Origin of the sequence: Ruminococcus sp. 1001136sp1_2201st1_G3_2201SCRN_220225 (assembly GCF_040924365.1) — a bacterium.
Classification (GTDB): Bacteria; Bacillota; Clostridia; order Lachnospirales; family Lachnospiraceae; genus Blautia_A; species Blautia_A faecis.
The window spans coordinates 121,052-147,770 of sequence record NZ_JBCOME010000001.1; the positions used below are offsets into that span (position 1 = coordinate 121,052).

Annotated in this window: 20 protein-coding genes; 6 read left to right on the forward strand and 14 right to left on the reverse strand. The window is 43.2% G+C overall.

Translation table 11 applies throughout. The features are described 5' to 3' along the window. Positions 1-164: 164 nt before the first annotated feature. The 5 genes from AB5642_RS00625 to AB5642_RS00645 all read right to left on the reverse strand — a co-directional run bounded on the left by AB5642_RS00625 (position 165) and on the right by AB5642_RS00645 (position 9,327). The gene (locus AB5642_RS00625; RefSeq protein ID WP_148462531.1) at positions 165-1,994 is read right to left on the reverse strand and encodes an ATP-dependent helicase; all 1,830 of its coding nucleotides are present in this window, start codon (positions 1,992-1,994) and stop codon (positions 165-167) included. A 19-nt stretch (positions 1,995-2,013) separates the two neighbouring features. Beyond that, positions 2,014-3,468, reverse strand: a complete 1,455-nt coding sequence (gene gltX / locus AB5642_RS00630; protein ID WP_148462532.1) for a glutamate--tRNA ligase — start codon at positions 3,466-3,468, stop codon at positions 2,014-2,016. A gap of 331 nt (positions 3,469-3,799) precedes the next feature. Beyond that, on the reverse strand, positions 3,800-4,033 hold the full coding sequence (gene acpP, locus AB5642_RS00635; protein ID WP_021924300.1) for an acyl carrier protein: 234 nt from the start codon (positions 4,031-4,033) through the stop codon (positions 3,800-3,802). Positions 4,034-4,135: 102 nt separating this feature from the next. After that, a complete protein-coding gene (locus AB5642_RS00640; protein WP_330589330.1) occupies positions 4,136-5,356 on the reverse strand; it encodes an FtsW/RodA/SpoVE family cell cycle protein in 1,221 nt (406 codons plus the stop codon). Positions 5,357-5,745: 389 nt separating this feature from the next. Beyond that, complete coding sequence (locus tag AB5642_RS00645; protein WP_368366717.1) at positions 5,746-9,327, reverse strand: hypothetical protein; 3,582 nt, start codon at positions 9,325-9,327, stop codon at positions 5,746-5,748. A gap of 348 nt (positions 9,328-9,675) precedes the next feature. On the opposite strand from AB5642_RS00645, the gene AB5642_RS00650 reads away from it, so the two are divergent. Next, on the forward strand, positions 9,676-10,296 hold the full coding sequence (locus AB5642_RS00650) for a TetR/AcrR family transcriptional regulator (protein ID WP_148462534.1): 621 nt from the start codon (positions 9,676-9,678) through the stop codon (positions 10,294-10,296). 35 nt (positions 10,297-10,331) lie between these two features. Further along, positions 10,332-11,105, forward strand: coding sequence for a DUF6062 family protein (locus AB5642_RS00655; protein WP_148462535.1), 774 nt, complete (start codon positions 10,332-10,334; stop codon positions 11,103-11,105). Between the two features lie 100 nt (positions 11,106-11,205). Here AB5642_RS00655 and AB5642_RS00660 read toward each other — a convergent pair whose 3' ends face one another. Further along, positions 11,206-12,645, reverse strand: a complete 1,440-nt coding sequence (locus AB5642_RS00660; RefSeq protein ID WP_148462536.1) for a TrkH family potassium uptake protein — start codon at positions 12,643-12,645, stop codon at positions 11,206-11,208. Positions 12,646-12,657: 12 nt separating this feature from the next. Further along, positions 12,658-14,016 carry a Trk system potassium transporter TrkA gene (trkA, locus tag AB5642_RS00665; protein WP_148462537.1) on the reverse strand — a complete coding sequence of 453 codons (1,359 nt, stop codon included), beginning with the start codon at positions 14,014-14,016 and terminating at the stop codon, positions 12,658-12,660. 602 nt (positions 14,017-14,618) lie between these two features. Between trkA and AB5642_RS00670 the strand changes: the two genes are divergently transcribed. The 4 genes from AB5642_RS00670 to AB5642_RS00685 all read left to right on the forward strand — a co-directional run bounded on the left by AB5642_RS00670 (position 14,619) and on the right by AB5642_RS00685 (position 16,733). Continuing rightward, a complete protein-coding gene (locus AB5642_RS00670) occupies positions 14,619-15,272 on the forward strand; it encodes a restriction endonuclease (RefSeq protein ID WP_148462538.1) in 654 nt (217 codons plus the stop codon). Between the two features lie 427 nt (positions 15,273-15,699). Continuing rightward, positions 15,700-15,822 carry a spore coat associated protein CotJA gene (locus AB5642_RS00675; RefSeq protein ID WP_226815951.1) on the forward strand — a complete coding sequence of 41 codons (123 nt, stop codon included), beginning with the start codon at positions 15,700-15,702 and terminating at the stop codon, positions 15,820-15,822. Continuing rightward, the gene (locus AB5642_RS00680) at positions 15,819-16,094 is read left to right on the forward strand and encodes a spore coat protein CotJB (protein ID WP_148462539.1); all 276 of its coding nucleotides are present in this window, start codon (positions 15,819-15,821) and stop codon (positions 16,092-16,094) included. Before AB5642_RS00675 ends, AB5642_RS00680 begins: the two co-directional genes overlap by 4 nt. 6 nt (positions 16,095-16,100) lie before the next feature. Beyond that, a complete protein-coding gene (locus AB5642_RS00685) occupies positions 16,101-16,733 on the forward strand; it encodes a manganese catalase family protein (RefSeq protein ID WP_173719384.1) in 633 nt (210 codons plus the stop codon). A 222-nt stretch (positions 16,734-16,955) separates the two neighbouring features. Here AB5642_RS00685 and AB5642_RS00690 read toward each other — a convergent pair whose 3' ends face one another. The 7 genes from AB5642_RS00690 to AB5642_RS00720 all read right to left on the reverse strand — a co-directional run bounded on the left by AB5642_RS00690 (position 16,956) and on the right by AB5642_RS00720 (position 26,463). Continuing rightward, the gene (locus AB5642_RS00690) at positions 16,956-17,858 is read right to left on the reverse strand and encodes a radical SAM protein (RefSeq protein ID WP_173770002.1); all 903 of its coding nucleotides are present in this window, start codon (positions 17,856-17,858) and stop codon (positions 16,956-16,958) included. Between the two features lie 3 nt (positions 17,859-17,861). Further along, on the reverse strand, positions 17,862-19,709 hold the full coding sequence (locus AB5642_RS00695; RefSeq protein ID WP_368371400.1) for a sugar ABC transporter substrate-binding protein: 1,848 nt from the start codon (positions 19,707-19,709) through the stop codon (positions 17,862-17,864). Then, positions 19,693-21,594, reverse strand: a complete 1,902-nt coding sequence (locus AB5642_RS00700; RefSeq protein WP_243880113.1) for a sensor histidine kinase — start codon at positions 21,592-21,594, stop codon at positions 19,693-19,695. The genes AB5642_RS00695 and AB5642_RS00700 overlap by 17 nt, the downstream gene beginning before the upstream one ends. Further along, on the reverse strand, positions 21,485-23,029 hold the full coding sequence (locus tag AB5642_RS00705) for a response regulator (RefSeq protein WP_173770007.1): 1,545 nt from the start codon (positions 23,027-23,029) through the stop codon (positions 21,485-21,487). Before AB5642_RS00705 ends, AB5642_RS00700 begins: the two co-directional genes overlap by 110 nt. A gap of 271 nt (positions 23,030-23,300) precedes the next feature. Further along, positions 23,301-24,137, reverse strand: a complete 837-nt coding sequence (locus tag AB5642_RS00710) for a carbohydrate ABC transporter permease (protein WP_118581591.1) — start codon at positions 24,135-24,137, stop codon at positions 23,301-23,303. Then, entirely contained in the window at positions 24,137-24,991 is an 855-nt protein-coding gene (locus tag AB5642_RS00715; RefSeq protein ID WP_148463677.1) for a carbohydrate ABC transporter permease, read from the reverse strand. The genes AB5642_RS00710 and AB5642_RS00715 overlap by 1 nt, the downstream gene beginning before the upstream one ends. Positions 24,992-25,185: 194 nt before the next feature. After that, on the reverse strand, positions 25,186-26,463 hold the full coding sequence (locus tag AB5642_RS00720; RefSeq protein WP_368371401.1) for an ABC transporter substrate-binding protein: 1,278 nt from the start codon (positions 26,461-26,463) through the stop codon (positions 25,186-25,188). Positions 26,464-26,719 lie beyond the last annotated feature (256 nt).

The window sequence follows — 26,719 nt, forward strand, 5'->3', positions numbered from 1 at the left end:
CATGCTTTCCATGATTTCACGCCGAAATTCCCGGGCTTTCTGTGAACTGTGTTCACAAAAACAACCTCGCGAAATACTGTCTCCTAAATAGTTACCTCTTTTTTTGTTATAATTTCACAACAGACATCATTATACTTTATCAGGTTTACGTTTACAAGAGGAAATTAGAACAGCCCGGTTTCTTCCAGAAACCGTGAAGGGGCACGCTCTTTATCGTACTGACGTCGCACATAACAGAGCATAAGTTCTTTCTTCGCCCGAGTCATGCCTACATAAAAAAGCCGGCGTTCTTCTTCCAAAGACTCTGCCAGAACAGCCTTTTTATAGGGAATGCTCCCTTCGTTTACATTCATAATATAAACTTTGTCGTATTCCAGCCCTTTTACCGCATGAAGGGTGGAAATTACAATCCCTTCCCTTTTCGTCTCCTGTTTTTTCGCCTGTTCAGCCAGCTTCTTTGTGTAATCCTCTATGTAGTTTTCCCACTCTTCCAGGTTTTTCATACCTTTGGCACTTTCCTGTATGCGGTCAAGGACCTCAAGAAGCTCCTCCGGACGAATTTTACGGTACTGGGCATATTCAATCAGATATTGCTCATAGCCCATTCCTTTTCGGATAAAATTCACTGCAGCATAGGGTGCCAAAGTGGAAAGAATCCGAAGATGTGTTTCCAGTGTGGTAATCCTGTCGCACATCCAGTCTTTATCTTTATAGAAATCTCTCAATGCAGAAAATGAGATTGTGGTCTGTGTCAGGGCATCCCTTGCTATATACCGGTTGGGGCGGTTCATGATTTCCAGGAAAAGCTTTCTCGTCCTGTCTCCTGCTGCCATTTTCAGATATGCCATCAGGTTTCTGCTGATCCAATGCCGGAACAGATTGGGCAGCTGTTCTTTCATGGTAAAAGGAATCTGGTACTCCATCAAGGCTCCAACAAGCCCCTCTGCCTCCTGATTGGTACGAAAAAGCACTGCAGTATCCTCCAGATTCTCTCCTGTCTCCAGCCGCTTCTTCAAAAAAGCGGCAATCTTCACATACTCTTCTCTTGGATTGTCAAATTCCATCACCTTCACAGGTTTTCCCTGCTCATTTGGCGTAGACAGCCTCTTCTTAAAGCGGATCTGGTTGCAGCCCACCACATTCATGGCTGCCTGAAGTACATTTTTCGTACAGCGATAATTAATGTCCAAAAGAACCGTTTCTGCCTTAGGATAATCTTTGGTAAAGTTCAGCATGATCTCTGGCTTGGCGCCACGAAAATGATAGATAGACTGATCATCGTCTCCCACTATGAACAGGTTATCCCTGGGCTTTGCCAGCATCCTAACAATATCATACTGGAGATGGTTGATATCCTGAAATTCATCTACCATAATGTATTGGAATTTGTTTTGCCATGCCGCCAGAATATCTTTTCTCTTGACAAAAAGTTCATAGCAGCAAAGAAGCATGTCATCGAAATCCAGTTTTCTTCTCTGGCGCAAAGCCTTCTGATACCCATTATAAATCTGGCGGAATACCTCATCCGGGCAGCAGGAAGAATAATAGTGATCCAGGGAAATCCTCCCCCCTTTTACCACGCTGATTTCCTTTGCCACATCCTCCTGGAAATCTCCCTCCTGAGCCAGTTCCTGACCAAATTCCAGAGTCATTTCTTTTAAAATGGCATATTTTTCTTCTTCTGACAAAATATTGCCGGCACCAAGTCCATAAGCCTGCTTCAGGATTCCGTAAAAAACACCGTGAAAGGTTCCGAAGGTAACAGCCGTGGAGGTCTGTCCGGTAAACTTCAGAAAACGCTCTCTCATCTCTTTTGCTGCAGCCCGGGAAAAGGTTACAACAAGAACAGAGGACGCCGGTATTTCCCCCTCACCAGTCATATATGCAGTTCTTTCAACGATCACTGAAGTTTTCCCCGAACCGGGGCCTGCCAGAACCATCATAGGTCCTGACAGGTGGGCGATTGCCCTTAATTGAGATGGATTTTTCTTCATAATTGAGACAGATTCTTCATTACAGATTCTCAAGCTTCTCGATTGCAGCTTTCACACGGCGGATTGTCTCATCCTTGCCAATGATCTCCATGATCTCGGTAGCGCCTGCCGGTGTCATCTGCTTGCCTGAAACAGCTGTACGAAGAGGCCACATTACATAGCCGTTCTTGTAACCTTTCTCCTTGACAAATTCACTTAAGGAAGCGAACAGCGGATCATTGGTGTAATCCTCCTGAGCCTCCAGAAACGGAAGAACTTCCTTCAGAACTGTAAGAGAAGTCTCTTCGTTTGTTTTCATTTTCTTATGGCAGTACATAGATGCATCATACTCCGGAACTTCCTGGAAGAAATCGATCAATGCCGGAATGTCAGGGAAAGTTTCGATTCTGGTCTGAACCATTCCTGCAATTTTCTTAAAGTTAAAGTCTCCCTTCAGAACTTCCTTCATGTATGGAAGTGCTCTCTCATAAAATACTTCCGGATCCATTTTCTTAATATACTCGCCATTCATCCAGCGAAGCTTGTTGATATCAAATACAGCCGGAGATTTATTAATGTGATGATAATCAAATTTTTCAACCAGTTCCCTGAGGCTGAAGATCTCGTTATTATCTGCCGGACTCCATCCCAGAAGTGCAACATAATTTACAATTGCCTCGGAAACAAATCCCTGATCCAGAAGGTCCTCATAGGAGGAATGTCCGGAACGTTTGGACAATTTGGCGTGAGTTTCATCCGTGATCAGTGGACAATGTACATAAACCGGAATATCCCATCCAAATGCCTCATAGATACGGTTGTATTTAGGGGAAGAGGAAAGATATTCATTGCCTCGTACCACATGTGTGATTCCCATAAGATGATCGTCTACAACGTTAGCAAAATTATAAGTCGGATATCCGTCAGATTTGATCAGGATCAAATCCTCAAGTTCCTCATTGTTTACTGTAATATCTCCGTAAATTACATCATGGAAAGTGGTAGTTCCCTCTGTAGGCATGTTAAAACGGATTACATGTGGCTCTCCGGCATCCAGACGGCGCTGAACTTCTTCCTTGGAAAGCTTCAGACAGCGTTTGTCATAAATGGAAATCTCCTTGCCTGCTACCACACGCTTCATGCTCTCTAATTCTTCCTTCTGGCAGAAGCAGTAGTATGCATCGCCCTGGTCTACAAGCTGTTTGGCATATTTCATGTAAATCCCCTGTGCCTGGCGCTCGCTCTGTACATATGGGCCATATCCACCGTCCTTATCCGGACCTTCGTCATGAATAAGACCAGTCTTCTCCATAGTACGATAAATAATATCTACAGCGCCCTCTACATAGCGCTCCTGGTCTGTATCCTCAATACGGAGAATAAAATCTCCGCCTTCATGCTTTGTAATAAGATATGCGTATAACGCAGTACGTAAATTTCCAACATGCATTCTGCCTGTAGGGCTTGGTGCAAATCTGGTTCTGATCTTAGTCATGTCTTCTCTATTCTCCCTGTTTATTCTTTCTTATCTTCTGCTGCCATTCCGTGATGGCAACTGCCTTTTCACATTATATACCTAATCCATTCAAAATGTCTATAGAAAAAATCCCCCTGAAGCCCAGCCTCAGGGAGATCGTTACGTTCACTCCGTTCACCGTAACGCGCTTCGCGATGCACAGAAAGACGAACCTTCTTGTGACAAGCACAAGAAGTAGCGTTTGCTGCGCAAACTTAATTCTCGGGTTTTCTGTGAACTTTGTTCACAGAAACACCTCGCGGAATGTTACCAGTGAACAGTAGCGGGAGATCATCATCTGCGAAAAAAATTAAGCATCGATTCCTTTATCTCTCAGATAGTCGATTACATCACCAACTGTGTTCAGCTCTGTAAGCTCTTCTGCCGGAATCTCGATGTTGTACTCATCTTCCAGAGCCATAACAAGCTCGAAGAGGTCAAGGGAATCTGCTCCCAGGTCATCCTTGAAAGAAGTATCTGCTGTAATTGTCTCTGCGTCGCAGTTAAGCTGCTCTGCGATCATTTCACTCATCTTTTCTAACATTGCTCATTCTCCTTTAATAAATATCTCGAAAACCGGCTTCCATCAGCCGTATGTCATACACTGCGGAAAGTATATAATCTGCTGGCTCATTTGTCAAGAGAATTATAGGATAAATTCCGGCTCCTGGAATTTAATCTGTCTGGCCACACTTAAGGCCAGTCCCATCTCTGCCATCAAGAACAAAATGGAGGTACCTCCATAGCTGATAAATGGCAATGTGACACCTGTGTTTGGCATGATGTTCAGCACTACAGCCACGTTCATAATAACCTGCAAAGCGATATGTACAAAAACACCGCTCACAAGCAGGGAGCCAAACATATCCGGTGCATTCTGTGCAATAAAAAATAATCTGTACAGCAGATAACCAAACAACGCCAAAACCATGATCGCGCCAAAAATCCCAAGTTCTTCACAAATAATAGAAAATATCATGTCATTCTGTGCCTCAGGCACACTTCCAAGCTTCTGGATACTGTTTCCAAGACCTCTGCCAAAGAAACCTCCTGAACCAATTGCATACAAAGCCTGCAGGGTCTGATAGCCATCTCCGCTTGCATAATCCTCCGGATGAAGCCATACCTGAATACGACGTAAACGGAAGTTAGAGCTCTGATCCATATGAGAAAGACTGTATACCAGGATTGCCACCAGAATAACTGCAACAACTGCAAGAATAACAAATGGTTTTGTTTTTGGATGTGCAATAAACACCAGACCTACGGTAATCCCAAAAATAATCATAGCAGTACTCAGGTTATCCGTAAACACATATGCAAACAGGGCCTGAATGCCGCCCATTCCCAGAAGTACCATAGTAGCTTTCAAGGTTTCCACTCTCTTTCCCATTTTGACGATCAGATAGGACAATGTGATGATCACTGCAATCTTTGCAATCTCTGCCGGCTGAAACTGTACCCCAAGCTTCAGCCATCTTCTCGCTCCATGAGAGGTGACTCCCAGGGGAGTCTTTACCAGCACCATGAGAAAAGCGGCTGCTACATAGATCACAAACGGAAATTTCGCCAGAATATGATAATCAAAATAGGACACTATAATTGCCAGCACAAGACAGCCAATACTGTACATTGCCTGCTTCTTGAAGTAGAACATGTCGTCGCCTTCATTAATCTGCGCCATATAAGAGCTTGTACTGTAAAGCATGATCAGGCCAAAGCACATGATCAATATGATTACTGCGACCAGATTAAAATCATAGTAATCTGATTTCGCTTTTTTCATTTTGATCTTGGTCTTATAGCCAGGACCTGCCTTTTTCTTTCCTGACCGGATACTTGCTTTTTTCTTTTTCGCAATATCCACTTTATCACCTTTTTCTGTTCATTTTTATATAAACTCTTTTATTTCCTTAATTGTTTTTCATTATAGCAGACTCTTTTTGCAGGTGCAACCCAAAGGTGCTGTTACTCTGTGACCGGTAACGGCTGCAGTTACTGTTCACTGGTAACATTCCGCGAGGTGTTTTTTGTGAACAAAGTTCACAGAAAACCCGAGAATTAAGTTTGCGCAGCAAACGCTACTTCTTGTGCTTGTCACAAGAAGGTTCGTCTTTCTGTGCATCGCGAAGCGCGTTACTGGTCACTGAGCGAACAGTAACCGGCTGCAGAATTTATCCCGTAATAGAAAAGAGCAGGATACTCTCCTGCCCTTCTCTTGTTCCTTATAGAAATTTATATCTGACCTGCTTAAGATCAGTCTTCGCTGCCATCATCAAAGCCTTCTGTCTCAATAATGAACTTCACGTTGCCGCTCATGGAATCATCTTTTCCTGTGAAAGATGTATAAGCTGCATCATCAGACTGGAGTGCTTCCAGACGATCCAGAACACTCTGGAAATCCTCTTCCATAGTATCTTTCAGTTTCTTGATACCATCATCATAGAACTCTTTCTCACCGTCTTTCAGATCTTTTGCTCCGTCCTTCAGAGTCTTAGCTCCGTCTTTCAGATCTTTTGCCCCATCCTTCAGGTCTTTTGCTCCATCATCCAGGGTCTTAGCTCCATCTTTCAGACTGCTTGTTCCGTCTTTCAGAGTCTTAGCTCCGTCATTCAAATCCTTAGCTCCATCTTTCAAAGTCTTGGTTCCGTCTTTCAGATCTTTTGTTCCGCTTACTAAAGAAGATGTACCACTCTTCAATTCACGAGTTCCATTATTAACACTGTTTGCACCGCTTCTTAACTGGGAAGCTCCGCTTCTCAGATCTGCAGCACCGTTCTTTAACTGTGCAATACCGGATTTTACCTGTCCACTGGCTGCTACTAATGTACCTGCTCCGCTTACAAGGCTCTTGGTTCCTGCTGTCAGCTGGGATGCTCCACTGTTCAGGGTATCACTGCTTGCTGTCAGCTGAGATGCTCCGCTTCTCAGTGCCACACTATTTGCGGCAATCTGACCAACACCAGTTACCAGCTTGCCGGTTGCTTTGCTGATTGAACTGATACCTGCATCAAGGCTCTCCTTTGCACTCTTTAATGTACTTGCGCCATTGAGAAGTGCTGTTGCGTTGGCATTATCCTTGCCCTGAAGGGTATTGATTCCATCTGTAATAGTCTTCTCACTATTAAGGAGCTGATCTGCTCCGCTTGTAAGTGTCTCAGCAGCCTTGGTATCCTGTAACTGTTTATAACCAGCCTGAAGCTTCTCATTTCCTTCAGAAATCTGTTTTGCACCTTCTGCTAACTGATTCACAGAATCTGTCATGGAAGAAAGATCTCCAAGTCCTGCAACCAGACTGCTTACTGCTGTCAGACTCTCTCTTACCTGTGTTCCGGCTGCTTTCAGATTTGATGCTCCTGTAGATAACTGACCTTCACCTGTTTCCTTCAGCTGTGCCATTCCACTGTTCAGGGAATCAGCACCTGTGCTCAGCTGTGCGGCTCCTGCATTTGCGGTCTGGGCTCCTGATTCAACAGAAGCTGCACCTGCAATCAGTTTATCTGCTTCACCAGCTAAAGTTGAAGAGCTCGCTGATGCTGCTTCTGAAATACTGCCAGCTGCACCTTCCAGGGTGGACGCAATCGCATTTAAGGATTCCTGAACACTGCTTCCGTTTGTCTCAGCCTGGACAGCTACCTGTGACTGAGCCTGAATGTTACCCAGCTCACCCTGAGCTGCAGAAGCATTTCCAAGACCTGCATTTAACTGCTCGATTGCAGAATTAATAGCTGCTGCAGTTCCTTCGTCAAGTCCCTCTGTTCCAAGTGCTCCCTGCAAAGTTGCGATTGCACTGCTCATAGAGCTCTGGGTTGCACTGATTGCACCAGCGGCAGCATCTGTAGATACCCCTGCGGACTGTGCAGTAACCGTAGTCTCAATCTGGGCAGCTGCCTCACGGATGCTTGCTGCGGAATCATTCATTGTCTTAGAGGCACTATCGCCGATCTGACTGATTGAATAGCTTGTTCCTTCTTTTAATTTTCCAATTCCGTCTTTTACCTGAGTTGCACCGGAAACAAGAGCAGCTGTACCGTCAGCCAGGCTCTTTGCCCCCTCTGCAACACTTGCTGCTCCAGAAGCAGCCTCACCTACTTTTCCAACGTATTCTGTTACACCATCAGCCAGGGAATCAGCTCCATCTGCATACTGATTCAGGCTCTTCACCATTGTTTCCGGCTTTGCAGCTGCTACATTCTTGGCAATTTCTGTAAGTTTTGCGGAAGCAGCGCTGATTCCTTCTGAAGCCTGCTGGATTCCAGGTGCCAGCTGTCCTACCCCTTCAACCAGTGCAGATGTTCCACTTACATAGTCCTTAGTTCCCTGCGCCAGGGCACTTGCACCGCTTACATAAGTGCTTACTCCGTTAGTCAGCTGAGTTGCACCATTTACATAAGCGGTTACACCGTCTGCCAGCTGATTTCCACCAGCCACATATTTGTTCACACCATCTGTCAGGGATTTCATTCCTTTATTGTACTCTGCCATGTTGCTGTTTACAGTATCAACACCTTCTGTGTAGCTGTTCACACCAGAAGCCAGTGAATCTACCCCTGCAGTATACTGGGAAATACCGCTCTGCAATGTTTTTGCACCGCTGTTTAACTGGGAAGCACCAGTCTTGGCACTTGCCACACCAGCATCAAATTCATTGTAACTGGAAGCCAGTGTATTGGCTCCGCCATAAAGAGTTCTGGTTCCATCGTACAGAGTCTTTGTTCCGCTATATAAAGAAGTTGTTCCGGAATAAAGCTGGCTGGCTCCAGTATTAAGAGTCTTAGCTCCGTCATAAAGCTGGCTGGCTCCATCATCCAGGTCTTTACTTCCATCATAAAGCTGGCTGGTTCCGTCTTTCAGAGTCTTAGCGCCGTCATCCAGGTCTTTGGCTCCATCATAAAGCTGGCTGGTTCCGTCTTTCAGATCTTCGGTTCCATCATAGAGATCTTTCGTTCCATCATAAAGCTCCTTAGTACCATCAAAAAGATCCTTGGATCCATCTACCAGCTTCACAGCTGCGTCATCCAGCTCATCCAGGGAATCCTGAAGCTCATCCAGATCATCGGAATCTTCAAGATTCAGGCTGCTGAGCAGATCTGTAACTGCCATGGTGAAAGTATTTCCCATAGTACAGTCTGTAACATCAGCTTCCATGGTAAAGCCTTCCGGAATATCAATCTTATCGGAAAGGTCATCGCTTAAATCCAGGCTATTCTTTAAACCTGGAACTGCAACTCCTACAACCATTTCCTTGTCGCCATCGGAAATCACCTTTCCATTATCAATGGTAACATTGGAAAAATTATCGGAAGAAAGGATCATTCCGGTTACCATAACAAACGGAGAATAAACTTCTACGTCTTTTTTATCAACTTTTACTGTTTTTTTGGATTTGTTTGTATATGAAACTTCCATACGAAGATGTCCACTCTTGCCTGCAAGTTCCTCTGGAGTAATTTCCTGGTCATCCAGATAATATTTGATCTTCATATCTACCGGAAGTTCCTTGTTGGAAGTTCCCTGATAGTAAATATCACTGCTGTCTGTATTCCATGTAACCTTGTCACCATCCTGGGTAAAGGTTTCATCACCTTTTACATTCTTGATTCCTTCCAGGTCAGATACATCGGATACATCTCCCTCTGCTGATCCGGAATTCTTCAGCCAGTCAGATACGGTGATGTCTTTTACTTCGCCTTCTGCAGTGGCGTTTACATATACGGTTTCTTCCTTGGATACTCCATTGTCTGCTTCCTGGGCTGCAGCAATTACCGGTGTAGTTCCAAGGACGGCAGCCATTCCGGCAGCCATTGTAACATTCAGAATCTTTTTATTTCGGTTCATGTTAGCCAACTCCTTAATTCTTAGTTAAATATCTGACGTCTGCAAACTCCTCCCGCTGTCCTGCAGCGTATCTGTTTTCCCGACATCAGTTAGTCATCTCTTAGCCTATGAAAGTTATACAACAAAACTGACCAGTAGTCAATATCTGCTTTTTATCCAAATCTTTTCCTGTTTTGATATTGACTTTTGGTCATTTTTGTTTAAAATAGAAATAAATCACCATAATTATCAAGAAAAGTTCAGATAGTGAAGCTGTAATTGTAACAACCGGCTTTTATTGCTGCCGGGAGAGACAGTAAACTTTTATTTATAGAATGTCTGACGGACATAAGCTTAGGAGGAACTGGCATGGGAAAACTGGAGTTAAATAAAAAAAGGAAGAAAAGTGCTCTGTACAACACTGCCTTTGAACTCTTTACCACTAAGGGGCTTGCCAAGACAACCATTTCCGATATTGTGGAAAATGCAGGAGTTGCGAAAGGAACTTTTTACCTCTATTTTAAAGATAAATATGACATTCGAAATAAGCTGATTTCACATAAAGCCGGCGAACTTTTTTCCGAGGCACATGACGCTCTGGAAGCCTCCCACATTACCGGTTTCACTGCTCAGCTTCACTTTATTGTAGATAATATTCTGGACAGGCTGGAAACCGAGAGTAGTCTGCTTGGCTTTATTTCCAAGAATCTGTCCTGGGGAGTTTTTAAGGATGCGTTTCAGGAACAGGCAGATGACGATGATTTTCCATTTTTCCAGGAATATCTCAATCTTCTGGATCATTCTGATGTACAGTATGATTCCCCGGAGCTGCTTCTTTTTACCATTATTGAACTGGTAAGTTCCACAAGTTACAGCTGTATTCTTCACTCCCAGCCAGTCTGTCTTGCTGAATACCGTCCTTATCTTCATCGGACGATAGACTGTATTTTGCAGGCATTTATCCATGGAGCAGATGTTGAAAAATTATAGACTTATACATTAAAATCCTGAAGGAGACCTTACAGATGAAAGAAAAATTATATACCATTCCCCTGATGGATGCTTTTAAAGCAGGGGACGAATGCCCTTTCTGTTTTGTGGAGCGCCAGCTGGAGCAGCATGCCATGGATTTCGTTTTAGGTGCCGGCGCATCTTATATGGAAGATGATGTACGGGCAGAAACTGATAAAATGGGCTTTTGTCGTACCCACTATAAGAAAATGTATGACTACGGAAACCGTCTGGGTACAGGGCTGATTCTGAAAACCCATTTTCAGTACAAAACAAAAGAGCTTCATGAACAGATCAGGATTTTCGCTCCTTCCAGGGCTTCCGTTTTTTCCAGATTTAAGAAGGGAAACACAGATACAGATGCACCGAAAACTTCTCTTGGCGCATGGGTAAAAGAACAGGAAGATACCTGCTATATCTGCAATTTTTATAAAGATACCTATGCAAGATATCTGGATACTTTTTTCGAACTGTTTAAAAAAAGCCAGGAATTTCTCCCGCTTTTTGAAACCTGTAAGGGATTTTGCATTCCCCATTTCGGAGATCTGGTTGAAACAGCTGAAAGTGCTTTATCTGATAAAGAGAAAAAAGCCTTTTACGCTATCCTTTTCCCAATGATGGAGCAGAATATGCAAAGGCTTTCTGATGATCTGGACTGGTTCTGCGATAAGTTTGATTACCGCAATAAAGATGCGGACTGGCGTACTTCCAAGGATGCACTGCCGCGTGGAATGCAGAAAGCGGCAGGAGGATATCCGGCAGATGAGCCATATACTATGGACAAGTAAGACCAAACAGGCTCCTGCTCGTTGCTTACGCAAATAAAGACTCCTCAAATTAACATTCTTTAGAGCGTGTTAATTTGAGGAGTTTTTTATTTGTCAGTTTTCAGAACTTTCTCCAGGTATCTCTCTTAAACAAAAGTAACAGTGGGAATACTTCAAGCCTTCCTGCCAGCATATCAAAGATCATGACAGCCTTGGAAATATAAGAATACGTATCAAAATTTCCGGTAGGTCCCACAGCTCCAAGCCCAGGTCCTATATTATTCAAAGTGGCTGCGATCGCGGTGAAATTGGAAACCATATCCAGATTGTCCAGACTTATGATCAACAGTGAAGTAACAAAAATCATAATGTACACAAACAGGAACATGTTTGTAGCTCGCACCACCTCATGGGGAATCGCCTTATCATCCATCTTAATCTTCTTCACTGCATTTGGGTGCAGATACAGCTGCAGTTCCTTGCGTGCAGATTTACACAGGATCAGAAGACGGGATACCTTGATACCGCCGCCTGTACTTCCTGCACAGGCTCCCACAAACATAAGGATAACCAGAATGGTCTTGGAAAATACCGGCCACACATTGAAGTCTGTGGTAGCATATCCAGTAGTCGTAATGATGGACCCCACCTGGAAAGCAGCCTGCTGGAAAGCACTTCCAAAGCTTGTAAACATTTCTCTTGTATTAATGGCGATAGCTACAATGGCCAGGCCAATAATCCCCAGATAGTAACGTACCTCTTCATTCTTCGCTGCCTGCATTACTTTCTTTGTCAGAAGCAGATAATAGGCATTAAAGTTGATTCCAAAAAGAATCATAAAGACCGTGATCACCACCTGATTATACGTACTGTAGCTTGCAATGCTGTCATTTTTGACACCAAAACCACCGGTACCTGCGGTACCAAAACTAAGGCACAATGTATCAAACAGAGGCATTTTTCCAATGAGAAGGAAAATGATCTCCACAATAGTCAGAATAATGTATATGGTATACAAAATCTTGGCTGTGGACTGTACCTTCGGCACCAATTTGCTGACAGACGGTCCCGGGCTCTCTGCTTTCATCAGATTCATGTGATATCCACCGGTAAGAGGCAGCAGGCAGAGAATAAATACCAGTACTCCCATTCCGCCAATCCAGTGGGTAAAGCTTCTCCAGATCAGCATACAGTGAGAAAGTGCCTCCACATTGTTCAAAATACTGGCTCCAGTCGTGGTAAAACCGGAAACAGTCTCAAATATTGCATCTATAGGATGTGGAATACTTCCTGAAATAATAAAGGGAAGGGCTCCTGCAATACTGAGTACCAGCCAGCTGAGAGCAACTGTAACAGCACCCTCTTTGGCATGGAATACTTTGCTTTTTCTTTTCCTCCTGGTAAGTGGAATTCCAATTGTGAGACAGATCAACATCGTGATCAGAAATGCCAGACCATTTTTTTCCCGGTAAATGATTGCTGTAATTCCTGGCAAAATCATAAATGCCGCTTCAAAATTGAAGATCCAGCCAAGAATATAAGATATCATGGAATAATTCATGTCCGGACTCCTTTACTTTGCAAGTATATCGTTGATATCACGAAGGCCTCTGTTCGTGGTAACAATTACAACTCTGTCTCCAATCTCCAGGGCATCATGTCCACGAGGAATGCGCACACTGCCATCCCGGTAAAGACATCCAACCAGAAGATTCTTCTTCAGATTCAGTTCGGACAATGTCCTTCCTACAATAGGTGAATTATCACAGATCTTAAATTCCAGAGCTTCTGCCTTTCCATCCAGAATGTGATACAAGGTCTCCACATTACTTCCAATGGAATTCTGAGTTGCTCTTACATACTGCAAAATATAATCTGCAGTAATGTATTTCGGGTAAATAACACTTCCGATGTCCAGACTGTCAATAATATCGTCATAGGCAAGTCTGTTTACCTTGGCAACCAGCTTGGCATTTGAAATAGTCTTTGCGAAAAGGGAAAGGAAAATATTCTCCTCGTCCATATTGGTCAAAGTTACAAAGGACTCAGCACTTTCCAGCCCCTCTTCCAGAAGAAGGGAACGGTCTGTGCCGTCACCGTTAATAATCGTAGCATCTGTAAGTTCTTCGCTTAGGAACTCACAGCGGTTCTTATCTTTCTCAATTACCTTGACTTTGATCTTCATGGCAAGCAGGGCCTTGGCAAGATAATAAGAAATAGTTCCACCTCCTACGATCACGGTGTTCTTTACCTGATGGGTCTTCAAGCCAATCTTTTTAAAGAAAACTGCTGCATTTTGCGGGGTAGCAAGAATAGAAATCACATCTCCATTCCGGATCACATTGGTACCGCCTGGAATGGTAGTATAATCTTTTCCCTCAATAGCGCAGAAAAGAATATCGCAGCGAAAGTGCTCCGTAATCTGCTGAATGCTCTTTCCATCCAGTTCAAATTCAGGCATTACTTTAAATTTCAGAAGTTCTACCTTGCCTCTGGCAAAAGTATCGATCTTTATGGCGGATGGAAAACGCAGAAGTTTTGAAATCTCCTGGGCTGCTGCCAGTTCCGGGTTGATGATCATGGTTACACCCAGACGCTCCTTGATAAAACCAATCTCCTTACTGTAAATCGGATTACGCACACGGGCAATTGTGTGGCAGTGACCAGTCTTCTGGGCGATCAGACAGCATAGAAGGTTCATCTCATCTGATACAGTAACTGCGATAAGAATGTCTGCAGTCTCAATTCTCGCTTCCATAAGAGTATTGATACTTGCTCCATTTCCAACAACGCCCATAGCATCTACTTCATCTGTAATCTCATTAATCCTGTCCGGATTGATATCGATCAGAGTTATATCAGTATCCTCTTCCTGAAGCTGCTCTGCAAGTGTACGTCCAACTTTTCCACACCCGACAATTATAATTTGCATAACTCCTCCAAATATATAAATAATAGGAAAATGTCAGGTCACAGACAAAAAATGAGTCTGTTCCTAACATTCTAAACACTGCTATTATAGCACTACTGTTTGCTTTTGGAAATAGTCATTTTCTTACAGTAAATCTTAGAGTATGTTTGAAGTTAACTGTGAACTTTGTTCACACAAAACCCGGGAAGTGCGGCGCGAAATCATGCGAATGCGTGATTTTTGTGCATCGCGAAGCGCGTTACTGTGAACGGAGTGAACAGCAACGTGTTGTTCGAACAGGTGTTTACTTTTTATTTCATATGTAGTACAATGACTTTATCTCTATAAATATACTTTATTTCATTTTCCCGAATTTGGCTTTCGCCGTTAACTTTATAAACAGGATATTTTCCCCAGAAATGGAAGGAGGCCGGTGCTTTCGCACCGGCGCGTATGAAAAAGAAAAATATTAAATTAAGAAAGACTTGGTGCTTTCTACAGTTAATAATATACGAAACAAATGTGATAAAAGTGTGAAAGACTTTTGAAAAAATCATGAAACGATTTCTGCTGTTTTTGTATAAAAAAACGAAACAATAACTCAAAATAAGGAATTTTACCAGATGAACGGACACAAATTTGAATATAAATGCGCCCGGATGCTGCGCCGAAAGGGATTTCACCATGTAGAAGTTACCAAAAAAAGTGGTGACCAGGGTGTCGACATCATTGCCTACAAACATTTTTCAAAATATGCAGTTCAATGCAAATATTATTCTTATCCAGTTGGGAATAAAGCAGTGCAAGAGGTCTATGCCGGGGGCAAATACTATGACTGCGACCGCTGCATCGTTATGACAAATGGCACTTTCACCAAGGCAGCTATCAGCGCAGCCAATAAATTAGATGTAAAGCTATGGGACAACTGCTCTATGTTAAAGAGTACAAGTCTGATTTTTGAAATAATGAGAGCAATGAATATTCTTGGAATCCTATTTGGATGTTATCTTCTAAGAAATGTTTTTCCATTTTCTTCGGATACTTATATGCAGTATTATCGGGAATTTTCCCTGATTCTGGCTGGGCTTCTTGGCTGGCTGGGCTGGGAGAACTGGATGTTAAGTACTTTAGCTGGAGCACTGTACCTTTTCCTTGGATTTACATTTCAAGGAACAGGCAATGTTCCTGAATTCCTGGCAGGCGGTGTAAATCTTGTATTTCTGATTCCATCACTGATTTATTTTGTGCATGTGTATCTCTTAAAACCAAAGCCATAATAAAAAATACCATCCGTTCTTTTCACTGCACCACCAACAGTATACGTAACTATTACATTCTCTTATATAAACACATTTATATATTTTTACATAGAATAAAGGGAAAGACCTTACGGAATAAGGAAAGGATCTGTTTATGGAAAATTATCAGATGAACCGTTCGGGCTGCCGCCCTTATAATAGAACCTGCGGGATGATGAATTTCTCTCCCGCTCCACTGTCGCAAATGCGGCGACAGACTTCTTGCAGCGAAATGAATTGTGAGTCCTCAGACTGTACCAGACCATATAAAAATTCCGGTGATTTCATACCTGTGAAGTCTTCATACAATCCGTCAATTTCCCAAACACCAAACTGCCCTTGCGCTAAACCAGTTTCATCAAAAACAGATAATATGTATGAGCACCTGAAACACCTAGCACCAGCAATGGCCTATGTACCATATCAGAATTTCACTTCAGCCTATGATCTTGATTATGCCTTGTCTGTGGGCACTATTTTCCCACAGCTTTGTAAACCATTCTGTGGAAAGAGAGGTATTCGAAGATGATGAGAAAGCAGCCTTCCCCAAGATGCTCTTTTTTACAGCAGATCAATGAGGTTAGTTTCGCTGTCAATGACATGCTTCTTTATCTGGATACTCACCCTGAGGATCAAAAAGCATTGCGCTATTTTTCCGATATTTCTGACCGTCGCAACCAGCTGATGGCCGAATATGCTGAGAAATACGGTCCTCTGACCATCGACAATGCAGCTGTAAGCAGTGAAAATGCATGGAAATGGTCTCAGCAGCCATTTCCATGGGAAAAGGAAGGAGCGTGACAGTTTATGTGGAATTATGAAAAAAGATTACAGTATCCAATCAATATCAAAACGCCAAATGCGAAGCTGGCTCAGTTCATTATGAGCCAGTATGGTGGCCCGGATGGAGAAATCGGTGCTTCTATGCGCTATCTCTCCCAGCGCTTTACCATGCCGAACCGAACCTCTGCAGCTGTGCTTAATGATATCGGTACTGAAGAACTGGCGCATCTGGAGATGGTTTCCACCATGGTTCACCAGCTTACCCGTGACCTCACTATGGAAGAAATTGAGAATTCCGGGCTGGGACCATATTATATTGACCACACAGTTGGCGTGTGGCCACAGGCAGCAGGAGGCGTTCCATTTAATGCCTGCGAATTCCAGAGTAAAGGTGATCCGATCACGGATCTATTTGAAGACCTTGCAGCAGAACAGAAAGCACGCTCCACTTATGATAATATTCTCCGTGTAGTACGAAATATCCCGGAAGTTGCTGATCCTATCCGTTTCCTGCGTGCAAGGGAAGTGGTACATTTCCAGCGATTTGGTGAAGCACTTCGCTCCATCCAGGAACAATTGGATGCTAAAAACTTCTACGCTTTCAATCCAGGCTTTGACAATCCCTGCTCTGCAAGCTGTGCACCTGAAGCAAAATAGCATATGCTGCTGGTCATAAAGATAACCGTAACAGCAATACACATCTCACAGAAAACCTTTTTTAAACACGCTCTAATACTGCCCGGCAATTGCTGGGCAGCTTCAAAACAGTAGTCAGCAGGCTTTTTCTCCCCATACCAATTGTTCGTTTACTCAACTTCAAAGTCACCACAAATATCCTCTGGAACTATATCATCGGATTCGTGCATAATACTTTTTCTTTCATACCCCTTCATAATCAAACGCCGGTATAAAACTTTCCTCCGCAGTCTCTCCTTCCTGAAAATAGCCATTTTCGATTCCAAGCTCAATGGCAGCGTCCAACACCTTTTCATACTCTCGTCTGGTCACTTTCCGATTCAGTTCCGGAAATTTCTCATTCTTCCAGACAGGCGTATATTGGTTCATTACGCTGATAAAAATATCCTCCCCATAAGTCCGGTACAGATATTTCAATACTGCAATAGAATTTTTGGTATGCCCTGGCAAAATCAGATGACGAACAATTGTCCCGCGTTTTATATATCCATCCTCCGCAAACTGACAGGGACCGGTCTGACGCATCATTTCGGCAATTGCACTCTGCGCCGCCTGCGGATAATCCCTTGCGTTGGAAAAAGCAGCAGCCAATTCAGGCTCCATATATTTCATATCTGGCAGATATACATCCACATAGCCATCCAGTCTCCGGATAGTTTCCACGCTCTCATACCCACTGGAATTGTACACGACTGGAAGATTCATTCCCTTTCCTCTGGCCAGCTCCAACGCCAAAATAATATGCGGCACATAATGCGCCCCAGTGACCAAATTCAGATTTGCCGCCCCTTTTTCCTGCAATTCCAGAAAAATTTCAGCAAGCCGCTCCACTGAAATTTCTTTTCCGGAATCCCCAATGGCAATATCCCGGTTCTGGCAGAAACAGCACCGCAAGCCGCAGCCAGAGAAAAAAACAGCCCCTGATCCTTTTTTTCCTGAAATACAAGGTTCCTCCCACATATGAAGAGCGGCACGGGCAGCCCTTATAGTACTGTCCATGCCACAATATCCTCTTTTGCCCTCCAGACGATTCACATTACACTTCCGGGGGCATAAGGTACAATTCTTAAATAATTCTTCTCGCATAAATTACGAATTCTCCTCTCTGATCTTCTCGGTCAGTTCCCTTCCCCCCTGGTCATACCACTCTTCCACAAAGGTATCAAAGTAATCCATGGGCTGCTCTCCCATGATCATCTGAATAAAGGCATTTTTCTCCAGGGAAGCAAGCATGTTGGGAATCTCTCCATCCGAATCAACCAGATATGTTCTGCGCACCGAACTATAATGGCCGTCAACCAGCACGCCCACTGCTGAAATTCTGGACTTGTACGCAGCCCAGTCCTCTACAGTTACATGTTTCCCGCTCAAATACTTCATACAGGCATCATAGTAAGACTTCTCCAGTGCGCTTAAATTACTTGCCTTCTGCTTGCCGGACATTACTCTCCTGATATCCTTCGTAACATTATAAATTGCCTCATTATAATCCACATTAATAACCAGCGGTCTGGCTGTAGGGTCCACATTCAAAGCAAAATAGCTGTTGATCTCATCCGCATTTTCCTCATCTTCGAACCGGCTGTAATCAAACAGAACACTGATAATTTTCATTACAATTTCCGGATGTTCGTAACCCTTTCTCACAACCACATATTTGTTGTCCCGAAAAGAAGCATAAACGTTATCTTTTTCCTGGTATTCAGCAGTAAGGTAATAAGGCTCCCAGTCTGCTTCCGGATCATTCTCAGCCACATCCATAAGCGGATTATTCGGTGCCCACCAAAGTCCAAAAAACGCACCGCATTTACCTTCCACTACCAGATCACGGAGATTATTCTGAGCACGCAGGGCAAAGTTCTGATCCAGTATTCCTCTTTCATATAGCTCACGCAAATAAGCAACGGCAGATCTGGTCTCCTCTGTCAAAGAACCATAGACAATTTCCCCGTCTTTGTCCTTGATCCATCTTCTTGGATAAGAATAAAATTTTTCAAAAACAGGTTCCACCGAATAATTCTGACTGGTAGTAGACACAAAATTGGTATCACACACAAGTCCCACAGGATCTTCCCCTTCCTCTGCTCCCATCCTGTTTTCCTGAAAAACCTGGATAATATCCATAGCCTCTTCCAGAGTCTCTGGCTCTGCAAGACCCAGCTGATCCATCCAGTCCTTTCTCATCCACAAAAGACAGGGACCGTGGTCGATTACTGCTTCCGGAAGCGCCATCAGCTTACCATCAAAGGTTCCTGCACCGAGAAGCTGGGGACCATAGCTGTTATACATGGCCTTGATTCTCGGGGAGGTACAGTTTGCATAAACCTCAGTCAGATCCTCCACCATGTCATTTTCCACAAGAACATTTAAAGTCTCCCTGTCTGAAACCACCAGTACATCCGGCAAAGTGTGATCATTTACCAGCACATTCACATACTCGTCGTAGCGATCCTCCCGCTCCATATAGGCATTTTCATTCTGCACGTTCAGAATCTCTTTCAGATATCTGGTATAAGCGCTGTCTTCGTAGGTATTTCCTGCTGGAAGATTGGAATTATTGGCACCGCTCATCTGTCCTAAAGTATAAGTCACAAGCTCCGGGTACTTTCCATACGGAGTTGTGGAAGCTTTTTTCCACAATCCGCTATCTGTAGAATTATCTGTCTGGGATTCTTCTGTTTCTGTACTTTTCTCTGCATCCGTTCTGTTTTCTGCTGTCTTTTCCGTCTCGTTGTCTACAGTGCCTGGGTCAGCTGCATCAATTCCGGAATCACTGCTTGATTCCTCAGAAAGCTCATAATCTGCTTCTTCGTATTCCACACCCGTTGTCTCTTTTCCCATATTTCCAGCTGCGCTATCACAGCCTGTCAATGAACCAGACGAAATCACCATGGAAAAAGTCAGTCCCAATACCAGAATTCTATTTTTTTTCTTCACTTTTTCCACCTTTCTTTCCTGTTGTGTCCTCTGTGTCTTCTTCCGGTTCCTGCAAAAACTTTTTCGTAGAAAACTCTCCGGCTGCCACAGCCTCCTCATCCGCTTTTTCTCTTGGAATTCTCATTTCTACCCTGGTGCCTTGATCAATCTGGCTAAACACCTTGATTCCGTACTCCATCCCATAAAGAAGCTGCATTCTGTCATTGACATTTTTAAGACCATATCCGGAAGCCTTGTAAGTTACCAGCTTATCTGCCTCTTCCTGTTCCATTCCTGGTCCATTATCCTCCACAGCAAGAAGCACATCCTCACCGTCCTTTACAAAAAACAGTTTCAGAATCTTCTCTCCTTCTTCTTTCATGTCCAGCCCATGCTCCAATGCATTCTCCACAACAGGCTGCAGCAGCAATTTAGGCACAATATCTCCTTTCACCTCCGGGTCAATGTCCCAGATCACCTGAAAATCATTGTCATGCATCACCAGCTGGATATCCAGATACGCCTTAATATTCTGAATACAGTTATCCACAGTTACCATATCCTGCCCCTTACTCAAAGCAGTCCGGTAGAACATAGATAAGGACAAAGTAACCTTACTAATTTCCCTCTGATTGCTTCGAATAGCCATCCAGTTGATAACAGACAGGGAGTTATACAAAAAATGAGGGTTGATCTGGGCAGTCAGTGCCTTCAGTTCAAACTCTTTCAACGCAATCTTATTCTCATAAACCTCATGGATCAGACGATTGATCTCGTCCATCATGCTTCGGAAGCTGCGCACCAGAAGGCCAATTTCATCTCCAGCATTGCTGTCCACCGTAACCTCACGGCTCCCCTGGTTTACCCGGTTCATGTTATCGGTAAGCTCCTCGATCTTTCTGGTAAAAAGTCTGGAAAAAGAAAGTCCCAACACCAGAATTATGGCTACACAGGCCGCAATCAGGGGAATCTCGCTGACCAGGATTCCTGACACAGAGCTGTCCACTGCTGATTGCAGCTTATACAGATAAAAAATCCATCCGCAAGCCGCGTTCTTCCGGTTTACAAAAGCATAATCTCCCTGCCCGGACTCCAGAAACTCCCTGGAGACAGCCTCTCCCGAATCCTTTTCTTCCTTTTCACCCAGCATTTCCTTCTGAAACAGAACATTTCCCCCTTTATCCAGGATCATGCCCCCGGATTCTGCAGAAATAATCTTTTCAAAGGGCTGAAAAATCTTATTATAATCCAGTGTAACGCAAAGAACTGCTGTCTGCTCTCTGCCAGTATAAATCCGCCTTACAGCTGCAATCTCCGGTATCTGGCTGTCCACCACCCACTGCACAGACACATCCTCTTCCAGTTTGTCATACCACCACTCCTTATCCACCTCTGACAAAGGCACAAGTGTATACTCATGGCGCACTTTAATGCTTTCTGCAAACAACTGGATCTGTATAATGGCATCATGATAAGACTTTGGTACAGACAAAAGAGGATCTGCTACTTCTGTATACTTTCTATACGCTTGATAATTATCCATATTTTTCTCAGTGATCAGATCCTCAATATCCGGGGAATAAGTGAGATAATTCAGAAGACTGGAAAAAACTTCTATCTGGCTGTCGATTCCCTCTCCGGTCTGTTCCAGAATGGAAGACATATCCTCCATTTCTTTTTCCCGGAGCAGACTGCTCATGCGGTCATGACTATACAATACAAGCAGGATCATGGGAACCAGGCTGGCTGTCACAAGAAGAATAGTCAGCTTATGACGATATTTCATATTCTCAAATTTATTCTTTATGACTGCCGGTATTTTCATCCTCTTCACCGGTTCCTTTCCGATAGGACTCCGGGCTGCTTCCATAATATTCCCTGAAACTTCTGCAGAAATAAGAAACATTGGGGATTCCTACCTGTTCACTGACCTGTGCCACCTTCATATTAGAATTACACAAAAGCTCCTTCGCCTTTTCCATCCGAACCACACGTATAAAGCGGTTCAGGTTCATACCAGTCTCTTTTTTAAAAATAAAGCTGAGATAGCCAGAAGACAAATACACCTTCTCCGCCAATGTCTCAAGACTTAAATCCTCCGCATAGTGCTGGTAAATATAATTCTTCACAGAAGCAACTTCATCTCTGGAATCACTCATGGAACGCTCCAGAAACTCCTCGTACTCCTTAATATTCTCCTGGGTGATTGCAAGGATCTGCTTCAGATTGGTACAACTGTACAGCCGCTCTACCTCATGATCCAGCTTCCGCTCCTCAGAGAATTGATTTTCCTGAAAAAGCTCCTGGATCACATTGGAAAAAACAAATTTCACATACATGGCAGAGAAACGGGTATCATTCTCATATTTCTTCACCAGACACTCAAAATGCTTCTTCAGCTGCTCCACATCTTTGCGGGAAATGTCTTCGGAAATCTTCTCCATCAGACGGGAATCCTGTGTCTCCGCATTCACCGGCTGGCTGTCAGAGGCCTCATTATTAAACACATGCACATCTGGATGATAAAATTTCTCCTCCATGGTCTGCTCCAACTGGGACATAATTTCAGGCAGCGCCTCATGCCCTTCAAACCGGCTGCTCACTGCAAGGTGAAAACTTGCAGAGTGATTCTGCTTCAAAATGTCATATAAATGCTTGGCAACCAGCTGATAATCGCAGTACACATCAGAAAAAAACAGCACAGACTGTCTGGTATTCAGATTCAGGTAAAAGAAATTCCGGTGCAATCCCTGCATCAGTTCCTCATCAATATTATCTGGAACATTATCAAAAAATGCCTTATCTGATTCGATAAGAATCGCACAGTGCCACTGCTCCCAGTTAGATTCATCTAAAATCTCCCCAGCTTTTTTCAACACTTCTTCATTTCCGGAATACAGGTAAGTCTGAAGAAAATACTGAAGAAGAAAATTCTTCCCTTTCTCTTCCTTCTGCTTCTTGGACCGGATACTTTGAAGCTCTGCTTTTACTTTCCCGATAGTTGTATGAAAGGTATCCGGATCAACCGGCTTCAGCACGTAATCCTTCACTCCGTAACGCATAGCTTCCTGGGCAAAAGCGAAATCACTGTATCCACTAAAAATTACAATTGGAAGATTGGGATACTCTTCTCTGACCTTGCTAGCCAGCTCCAGACCGTCCATATGAGGCATTTTTATGTCTGTTAAAAGAAAATCAATCTCTTCACTTCGCAATACATTCAGTGCCTGCCTGCCATTGGCAGCCTCATGGATCTCGTATTCTCCCTCTTCCTGTGCCAGAAGGAATTTAATTCCCTCCCGCTCAATTTTCTCATCGTCTGTTATCAAAACTCTGTACATATTGGTACTCCGATCTTTTATTATATTTAACACCGGGACAACTCTTCCAACTGTCATTTATGTCCGTCTGTCAGAAAAGCCAGAAATTTCATATCGCCTGTTGCTTCGCCCCATTTTTTCTGTCTGGCGCACATGAAATCTTATATAAAGATAAAGATAGCCCCTCGCATCTCTGCAAAGAACTATCTTTATTTTAACATTCTGGTATCATATTGAAAAGGGAATAATCTCCAAATTTCTCAGGTAAAAACCGTTCTTTTACCCAAAGAAATCAACCCTTAACTGCACCTGCAACAACTCCCTCGATAATATATTTCTGGCAAACCAGATATACAACAATAATCGGGATAATGTCGATCATAATACTTGCCATCATCGGTCCCATCTGCACATGACCATAGCTTCCACGGAAATACTGGATTGCCATTGGAATTGTTTTATACTTCTTAATATCCAGAACCAGTGTTGGAAGAAGATAATCGTTCCATACCCACATCAGCTCCAGAATTGCAGTAGAGATAATGGTTGGTTTCAAAATCGGAATCAAGATCTTAAAGAAAACCTGCAGAGGACTGCATCCATCAATCATGGCAGCTTCCTCAATTTCCAGCGGGCTTCCTTTTACAAAACCGGTAAACATAAATACTGCAAGTCCGGCACCAAATCCAAGGTAAACAATGCAAATGGTGTATGGATTATTCAGTTTCAAAGTATCTGCTGTTTTTGCCAGGGTAAACATAACCATCTGGAAAGGAACAACCATACTGAATACGCAAAGGTAATACAGAACCTTGGAAAGCAAGCCGTTTACACGTACAATGTACCATGCGCACATAGAGCAACAAAGCAGAATCAAAACAACAGACATAACTGAGATCACAAGGCTGTACCAGAAGGATTTCAGGAAATCCATCTGTGTGACGCTGGCTATAAAGTTCTGGATTCCGTTCCAGGTCTCAGATGTAGGAAACTGGAAAACACCAGATGTAGTAATTGCGGACTCCACTTTTAAGGAGTTAAACAGGATCATAACAATCGGGTAGATCCAGATAATTGAAATTATAGAAAGAATTATAGTTGGGATAATACTTTTTTTCTTATCTGCCATTATGCCTGCACCTCCTTAGATGATGTTGCACGAAGCTGGATCAACGCGATCACAACAACCAGTACAAAGAATACAACTGCTTTTGCCTGGCCGATCCCCTTCCATGCAGGGCCGCTTCGTCCGTAGAATGTATCGTAAATGTTCAGTGCCAGTAACTGTGACTGTTTTCCAGGATCTCCGCCTGTAAGGGAAAGGTTCTGGTCGAACATCTTGAATCCGTTTGTAAGAGTAAGGAATGTACAAATTGTAACAGATGGCATGATCATCGGAATCTTGATTTTAAACAGGATCTGTGATGCGGTTGCGCCATCAATCTGTGCGGCCTCAATCAGATCCGGAGATACGTTATTAAGACCAGCCACATAAATGATCATCATATATCCAATCTGCTGCCATAACAACAGGATGATCATTCCAATAAAACCATTTGTTGCAGACAACTTCAGAAGAGGCTGTCCCCACATGGAAAGCAGACCGTTTAACAGTGTCTGCCAGATATAACCAAGTACAATACCACCGATCAGGTTCGGCATGAAGAATACAGTACGGAACACGTTTGTTCCTTTGAAGCCTTTTGTCAAAGCCAATGCAATGGAAAATGCCAACACATTAATCAGAATACTGGAAACAAATGCGAATACAACGGTCAGCCAGAATGCATGACTGAAGTCACCGCCGATAAAAATTTTCTGATAGTTGGAAAGTCCAACCCAGACTACATCTTTTACAGTTGAAAATTTACAAAATGAAAGATAAATACCCCAGATAAACGGCCATAAGAAACCTATAATAAATGCAGCCAATGTTGGCAGAACAAATACCGGCCACCATTTTTTCAGAGATTTTCCTACCATTTTTCACTCCTCCTTTTCCTGTTATGACACCTTTGTAGAAGATTATCCACCACCCCAAAACATTACATCATTTTCCCATTAAAATGGGGAGGCTGTATTTCGCCTCCCCACCCTGTTCACCATTCTATATTATGTCCTGAATTTCTTCTGGACATATTATATGCTGTTGGAAAGAAATTTATTACCTGTTACGATTATTCGGAAAGAGCTTTCTCAGTTGCCCAATTGTCAACGAATGCGGAAACTACATCATCCCAGGAACCGCTTCCTGCTGCATATAATGTAAGCGCTGTACCAAGACCGTTCTTCCACTCTTCAGATGGCATTGTTGTGAAGTTCCATGATACAGGTGTAAGGCCAGCTGCTGTATACTCTGCATCCTGTTTTACAAATACGTTTGTGGGCTCCTGTGCTGTTTTGAAAGGAATTGTAAAGCCCAAGTCTTCTGACATAGCCTTTGTTCCATCCTCAGAAGTTACGCACCAGTTCATGAAATCAAGTGTTGCCTGGATATCTTCCTCAGAAGCTTCTTTGTTTACACACCAGAAGTTCTCTGTACCGGTTGCAAGGCCTTCGTTCTCATCATCAACACCGAAGTAAATCGGGATCATAGCCAGCTCGTCATCGCTGTATGTTTTGGACAATTCGCCATATTCCCAGGAACCATTCTGATAGAATACTGCATCTCCGTTGATGAACTCGTTACGGGAGTCATCTGCTGTCTTAGCGGAAAGCTCAGCTCCATCGCAGGTAGAATCTGTGATGTAAAGATCAAATACGTTCTTATAGTTATCAAGGTATGTTCCCTTGATTGCATCTGTATCATCGATGCCATCTGCCTGATACTCATAGTAGATTGGAAGGTTTGCAAGGTGTGTTTTGAATCTCCAGTCAGAGGATCCGTCCATACCAGCGCTTGTGAAAGCACCTTTCACTCCAAGCTCATCTTTTCTTGCCTGGATGTCATCAGCAACCTTCTTCAGATCATCAAAGCTCTTAATATCGTCTACTGTATAACCAGCTTTTTCCAGTAATGTTTTGTTTACGATCAGTCCATAGGACTCGATTACGTATGCAATACCATCAACTGCATCACCGTCTTTTACAGTGTAAGCATCAGATGTAAGCTGTGAGTAGATATCAGATCCGGACAGATCATAGCAATAATCCTTCCAGTTCTTAAGTCCTACAGGTCCGTTTACCTGGAAAAGTGTAGGAGCATCACTCTTAGCCATCTCAGACTGAAGTGTGGTCTCATACTGTCCGGAAGCTGCTGTAACAACTGTTACCGGAACACCTGTCTCTTCTGTATATTTTGCTGCCAGATTCTGCCATGCTTCATCCTGCTCTGGTTTGAAGTTTAAGTAGTAAACCTTTCCAGATGCATCATCAGCCATAACCGGTAATGCCGGTACCATAGAAGCTGCCATAACTGCGCTAAGTCCCATTGCTACGATTTTTCTCATCTTCATAATTTTACTCTCCTTTTCTTTGAGAACCGTTTCTTAAGATGTTTATATAATACTGATTTTTCTGTTAAAAAACCATGATAAAAAATCAAGAAACATGTTCATTTTTTTAGAGAGTGATATTTGAATATGGATATTTTGTCGCAACTTGTACAAAACATTACAATTTTTATCAGGTCCGGACTTTGAATAATAATTCGGGTCACAAGCCAGAACCTGTTGGAAAAAGCAGTCTGTGAAACATCTCATATATGCAAAA

Bases quoted from the DNA above. Each gene is read 5' to 3' on its own strand.
- AB5642_RS00625 (WP_148462531.1), bottom strand. From the start codon at position 1,994: ATGAAGAAAAATCCATCTCAATTAAGGGCAATCGCCCACCTGTCAGGA.
- gltX (WP_148462532.1), bottom strand. From the start codon at position 3,468: ATGACTAAGATCAGAACCAGATTTGCACCAAGCCCTACAGGCAGAATG.
- acpP (WP_021924300.1), bottom strand. From the start codon at position 4,033: ATGTTAGAAAAGATGAGTGAAATGATCGCAGAGCAGCTTAACTGCGAC.
- AB5642_RS00645 (WP_368366717.1), bottom strand. From the start codon at position 9,327: ATGAACCGAAATAAAAAGATTCTGAATGTTACAATGGCTGCCGGAATG.
- AB5642_RS00650 (WP_148462534.1), top strand. From the start codon at position 9,676: ATGGGAAAACTGGAGTTAAATAAAAAAAGGAAGAAAAGTGCTCTGTAC.
- AB5642_RS00655 (WP_148462535.1), top strand. From the start codon at position 10,332: ATGAAAGAAAAATTATATACCATTCCCCTGATGGATGCTTTTAAAGCA.
- AB5642_RS00660 (WP_148462536.1), bottom strand. From the start codon at position 12,645: ATGAATTATTCCATGATATCTTATATTCTTGGCTGGATCTTCAATTTT.
- trkA (WP_148462537.1), bottom strand. From the start codon at position 14,016: ATGCAAATTATAATTGTCGGGTGTGGAAAAGTTGGACGTACACTTGCA.
- AB5642_RS00670 (WP_148462538.1), top strand. From the start codon at position 14,619: ATGAACGGACACAAATTTGAATATAAATGCGCCCGGATGCTGCGCCGA.
- AB5642_RS00675 (WP_226815951.1), top strand. From the start codon at position 15,700: ATGGCCTATGTACCATATCAGAATTTCACTTCAGCCTATGATCTTGAT.
- AB5642_RS00680 (WP_148462539.1), top strand. From the start codon at position 15,819: ATGATGAGAAAGCAGCCTTCCCCAAGATGCTCTTTTTTACAGCAGATC.
- AB5642_RS00685 (WP_173719384.1), top strand. From the start codon at position 16,101: ATGTGGAATTATGAAAAAAGATTACAGTATCCAATCAATATCAAAACG.
- AB5642_RS00690 (WP_173770002.1), bottom strand. From the start codon at position 17,858: ATGCGAGAAGAATTATTTAAGAATTGTACCTTATGCCCCCGGAAGTGT.
- AB5642_RS00700 (WP_243880113.1), bottom strand. From the start codon at position 21,594: ATGTTTCTTATTTCTGCAGAAGTTTCAGGGAATATTATGGAAGCAGCC.
- AB5642_RS00705 (WP_173770007.1), bottom strand. From the start codon at position 23,029: ATGTACAGAGTTTTGATAACAGACGATGAGAAAATTGAGCGGGAGGGA.
- AB5642_RS00710 (WP_118581591.1), bottom strand. From the start codon at position 24,137: ATGGCAGATAAGAAAAAAAGTATTATCCCAACTATAATTCTTTCTATA.
- AB5642_RS00715 (WP_148463677.1), bottom strand. From the start codon at position 24,991: ATGGTAGGAAAATCTCTGAAAAAATGGTGGCCGGTATTTGTTCTGCCA.
- AB5642_RS00720 (WP_368371401.1), bottom strand. From the start codon at position 26,463: ATGAAGATGAGAAAAATCGTAGCAATGGGACTTAGCGCAGTTATGGCA.